5 protein-coding genes are annotated in these 3,098 nt (G+C 35.2%); 2 read left to right on the top strand and 3 right to left on the bottom strand.

Features of this window, described 5'->3' with window-relative positions:
• Positions 1-16: 16 nt before the first annotated feature.
• The 3 genes from IAI56_RS15370 to IAI56_RS15380 are packed head-to-tail and all read right to left on the bottom strand — an operon-like array spanning position 17 to position 1,733.
• Complete coding sequence (locus IAI56_RS15370) at positions 17-892, bottom strand: RNA polymerase sigma factor (RefSeq protein WP_187658700.1); 876 nt, start codon at positions 890-892, stop codon at positions 17-19.
• Positions 889-1,335, bottom strand: a complete 447-nt coding sequence (locus IAI56_RS15375; RefSeq protein ID WP_094414890.1) for a DUF6194 family protein — start codon at positions 1,333-1,335, stop codon at positions 889-891. The genes IAI56_RS15370 and IAI56_RS15375 overlap by 4 nt, the downstream gene beginning before the upstream one ends.
• On the bottom strand, positions 1,332-1,733 hold the full coding sequence (locus IAI56_RS15380; protein WP_094414888.1) for a hypothetical protein: 402 nt from the start codon (positions 1,731-1,733) through the stop codon (positions 1,332-1,334). The genes IAI56_RS15375 and IAI56_RS15380 overlap by 4 nt, the downstream gene beginning before the upstream one ends.
• Before the next feature lie 155 nt (positions 1,734-1,888).
• On the opposite strand from IAI56_RS15380, the gene IAI56_RS15385 reads away from it, so the two are divergent.
• Both IAI56_RS15385 and IAI56_RS15390 read left to right on the top strand, forming a co-directional pair.
• Positions 1,889-2,581 (top strand): DNA methyltransferase, encoded by a 693-nt coding sequence (locus IAI56_RS15385; RefSeq protein ID WP_187658701.1) that lies wholly within the window; start codon positions 1,889-1,891, stop codon positions 2,579-2,581.
• Positions 2,582-2,727: 146 nt separating this feature from the next.
• Positions 2,728-2,958 (top strand): hypothetical protein, encoded by a 231-nt coding sequence (locus tag IAI56_RS15390; protein WP_187658702.1) that lies wholly within the window; start codon positions 2,728-2,730, stop codon positions 2,956-2,958.
• Positions 2,959-3,098 lie beyond the last annotated feature (140 nt).

Here is a 3,098-nt window from a genome sequence, read left to right on the forward strand (position 1 = left end):
ATAGCCAGCCTTTCTTTCAATTCAGGTTAAACAAGTTTGAAATTCTGTCGTCCGTAAGCAAGTTAGTAAAAAGTTTTTTATGATGTTCTTTTTCCTGAAACGGATGGTTTCTGAAAAGGTCAGCATATTCAATTTCTGTCAGGTCGCAAAGGTCTTCTGCTTTTTTTGGGGCTTCTTCCTTTATCTTTTTTAGGTATGAAGTGTTGTACTTCATTTTGTCTTTATCAACCCAACCTGCTTTAATGAATGATTTTGTTTTTCGGTCGCAACGACAAGGATTTGAAGTGTTGATTAAGCCACATTTGTTATTCATAAAATTATAAAGGTCTCTTCTTGCTCTTGAAAGTCTTTGACGAAAATTGTCTTTGGTAATGTTCAACATTTGTGAGCCTATTGTATGGTCAATACCAAATATTTCTCCTAAAACGTAAACCAAGCGTTGTTCTCTATCCAAACACAGTAACATTCCGCTCATACAACTGATGTTGGCTTCTTGTATCAATTCTTTCATCTCTGCTTTTTCCAAATCGGAAAGGTCTGTATCTGGCATTTGTCCAAGTTCACTGCCATATTGGTCAAAAGAAATAATGTAATCTTCTAACCAAACCTTTTTCATTTTCAGAAAGTGATTGAAAGTAATGCGGTATAACCAAGTTCTGAAATTGCTTTCGCCTTTAAATTGAGCAAGATTAGTAATGACTTTTATCAACACTTCTTGTGTTACATCTTCTGCATCAAATGGGCTCAATGTCATCTTTAAAGCCACATTGTAAATGTAATGTTGGTGCTTTTTTATCAATGTTTCTAAGGCGATTTTTGAACCTTCCCTTGCTTGTGCAATCAGTTCATTGTCGTCTTTGTCTTGATATTTGGTTTGAAATGGATTACTCATTTTTTCTTTGCGAATTTTACTAATACGTTTTGGTAAGAAATATCAAAAAGATGTTTCAAAAAATCTAAGTTTTCACTGTCTGGATTATTGATACAAACCCAACCTAACCAAGCATAAATAGGGTGTGGCATCAACATACCCGTTGTGGTGAAATCAAAATCAAGTTCTACTATCTCGCCTTTTGCTGGTCGTTTAGGAATTTCACCAAATAGTTTTTGGTATTGCTTTTTTTCAACACCAAGACTTAAACGATAAATTCCTTCTCTGTCTAAATTGGAAGTCTTGTCATTGGGTCCGTCACTTTCTTTGATTGTAGCAAAGTATATTCCCTTTGGCAGGGAACCATCAGGATTATAAAAGAAACTTCGCTCACGATAAGCATCTGTTACGATTACGCCCTGATAGTTGCCTAAAATCCATTGCTCTAATTGCTTTGCGTTCATTCTTCAATGATGACTGGGGTTGTAAGGTTCATTTTAACAGAGTTGAAATCAATTTTCTCCATAAAAGGAAGAACCAATTCTGATGTTTCCGAAAGTTTCATTGTTTTCTCTGCACTTTCTTGGTCTTTCCAAAAAACTACGTCAGTCCAAGTGCTGTCTTCTGAAACAGTCAAAGTCCTTTTTATAAACCCGTTTTGCTTCTCTAAAAAGTCCTTTTGCATTGAACGTGCAGATATTTCAAAGTCTTTTCTCGTAACCCCTTGATTGAGTTTAAATGTGGTGATTTCCACCATTCCTGCCGTTTGTTGTTCCATTGTCATTTCCTTTTTGTTTTGAGTTGATGAGTTGCAAGACAGCATAAAAGCCGTTGCAAGTCCGATTAAAATAAATCTGTTCATACTGTCTGTTTTAATGTTTGACAGTTAGATACTCAAAGTTTCAAGGTGTGACAGTTGTCGTGTCGTTTTTTAAGGTTGGCTATAACGTTCCCGTGCTTGGCGATGTGCGGGTTAAATATACCAAAACTTTCGATTAATCACAAAACACAACAAAAATGACTGAACAAATAATTAAAGAACAAACCCCGCATATTGCCAAACACGTGTTAGGCGATTGTGCTTTTACTTCGGAGGTTTATCTTATGGATTGTATTGAGGGAATGAAGCATTATCCTGATAAATATTTTGATTTGGCTTGTATCGACCCACCATACGGAATTGGTCATAGTTTATTAAGCGGCGAAAAAAGAGGAAGCAAATTTGTAAGAACTGAAAGACACGTTGATTGGGATGTTTTACCAACTGATGATTTTTGGATTGAATTATTTAGGGTTTCTAAAAATCAAATTATTTGGGGCGGAAACTATTTTTTAGATAATTTACCACCAACAAGAGGAATGATTATTTGGGATAAAATACAAATGTTTAGCGGTGCAGATTTTGAGTTTGCTTGGACTTCTTTTGATAATTCAGCAAAAGCATTTAGAATGAGTAGAGTTGAAGCTTACGGAAATATTGATAAAATACACCCAACTCAAAAACCTATTTCATTATATGATTTTTGTTTTCAGTTTGCAAAATTAGAAGCTGGAGCAAAAGTTTTAGATACTCATTTAGGTTCTGGAAGTTCAAGAATTTCAGCGAATAAAAACGGACTAAATTTTGTAGGCTTTGAAGTTGATGAAGAATATTTTAACAAATCGTGCAAAAGATATGATGATTTCGTTTCGCAAGTGCGGTTGTTTTAGCATATCGCCTAACGTTGATAATATGAAATGGCTGGGATTTGAAGCTACTGACCTATCCCACGCCAAAAAAACTAACAAGTAGCAAGCTGGCTAATAAACCCACTGACACCCAGCTATTTTATATTATGTGTTAGCGGTAGTTGTTTATGGAAAAAGAATTTGAAGTGCAAAAATTAACAAATGGCAGAGGTGATAAACATTTGGTTGTAATTACCGAGCCAGCAATTGAGGATATTTCGATAGGTACGGTTGTAATAGTTCCTTATGTCAAAGGTTTTAAAGACCCGATTAAGGTAACATTGCAATGTGATGAAAATGGTATTCCAAAACGTGCGAATAAGAAGTTTGCCATTGTTTCAGAATACATATATGAGTAGCGGTTTTACAATTACCGCTAACGTTTTGCAGCTTGGCGAAGTGGCGGATTTAGAATCACTTACTTTCAATTTAGCAATAATGTTTATTAGAATTCCGAATGTTAAATTTAGCACTGAACCCGCCATTTTGCCAAACTGCT

Origin of the sequence: Flavobacterium macrobrachii (genome assembly GCF_014486675.1) — a bacterium.
Classification (GTDB): Bacteria; Bacteroidota; Bacteroidia; order Flavobacteriales; family Flavobacteriaceae; genus Flavobacterium; species Flavobacterium macrobrachii.

Excerpts from the sequence above, each read along its gene's own strand:
- IAI56_RS15370 (WP_187658700.1), bottom strand. The coding sequence starts at position 892 with ATGAGTAATCCATTTCAAACCAAATATCAAGACAAAGACGACAATGAA.
- IAI56_RS15375 (WP_094414890.1), bottom strand. The coding sequence starts at position 1,335 with ATGAACGCAAAGCAATTAGAGCAATGGATTTTAGGCAACTATCAGGGC.
- IAI56_RS15380 (WP_094414888.1), bottom strand. The coding sequence starts at position 1,733 with ATGAACAGATTTATTTTAATCGGACTTGCAACGGCTTTTATGCTGTCT.
- IAI56_RS15385 (WP_187658701.1), top strand. The coding sequence starts at position 1,889 with ATGACTGAACAAATAATTAAAGAACAAACCCCGCATATTGCCAAACAC.
- IAI56_RS15390 (WP_187658702.1), top strand. The coding sequence starts at position 2,728 with ATGGAAAAAGAATTTGAAGTGCAAAAATTAACAAATGGCAGAGGTGAT.